The organism is Pseudonocardia xishanensis (assembly GCF_039541715.1).
GTDB lineage: Bacteria > Actinomycetota > Actinomycetes > Mycobacteriales > Pseudonocardiaceae > Pseudonocardia > Pseudonocardia xishanensis.
The window spans coordinates 1-665 of record NZ_BAABGT010000098.1 but is presented as its reverse complement, the minus strand read 5'-3'; the positions used below and the strand labels follow the sequence as shown (position 1 = coordinate 665).

The 665-nt window shown below is 72.2% G+C and carries 2 protein-coding genes; both read left to right on the top strand.

What is annotated here, in order from left to right; genetic code table 11:
- On the top strand, positions 1 to 87 hold an 87-nt coding region (locus ABD993_RS29700), incomplete at its 5' end, for an adenosylhomocysteinase (RefSeq protein ID WP_345412288.1).
- 44 nt (positions 88 to 131) lie between these two features.
- Positions 132 to 602 (top strand): NUDIX domain-containing protein, encoded by a 471-nt coding sequence (locus tag ABD993_RS29695; RefSeq protein ID WP_345425857.1) that lies wholly within the window; start codon positions 132 to 134, stop codon positions 600 to 602.
- Positions 603 to 665: the final 63 nt, after the last annotated feature.

Here is a 665-nt window from a genome sequence, read left to right as displayed (position 1 = left end):
GAGCTCACCCCGCTGACGAAGGACCAGGCCGAGTACATCGGCGTGGACGTCGAGGGGCCGTTCAAGCCGGAGCACTACCGGTACTAGAACATCACGTGTCGCGCGGCGGTCGTCGGGGTTAGGCTGCCCTGGTGACCGCCGCGCCGCTCCCCCGAGGTTCGAGCGGGGACGGCTGGCAGTACTGCGCGCAGGGCCACAAGCACTGGGGAATCTACGGCGCCGCGGGGCTGCTCGTCCGCTCCGGTGACCTGGTGCTGCTCCAGCACCGCGCGCTCTGGAGCCACCACGGCGGCACCTGGGGGATCCCCGGCGGGGCCCGGCACCTGGACGAGTCGGCCGACGCCGCCGCCCGCCGGGAGGCCGCCGAGGAGTCGGAGCTGGACACCGGCCCGCTCCTCGAGACCGCCCGGTACGTGGACGACCACGGCGGCTGGAGCTACACCACGGTCGTCGTCACGGCGGACGAGGCGCTGCCGGTCGCGATCCGGGGCGGGGAGAGCGTGGAGTTCCAGTGGTTCCGCGCCGCGGTCCTCGGCACGGCGGACGGACCGGAGCTGCACCCGGGCTTCGCGTTCACCTGGCCCGAGGTCCGCGACATCTAGACGAGTAAGTCCGAACTCCCCTTCAGTGGTCGTAGGCGGTCAGGGAACGTGTGACTGCCTGGC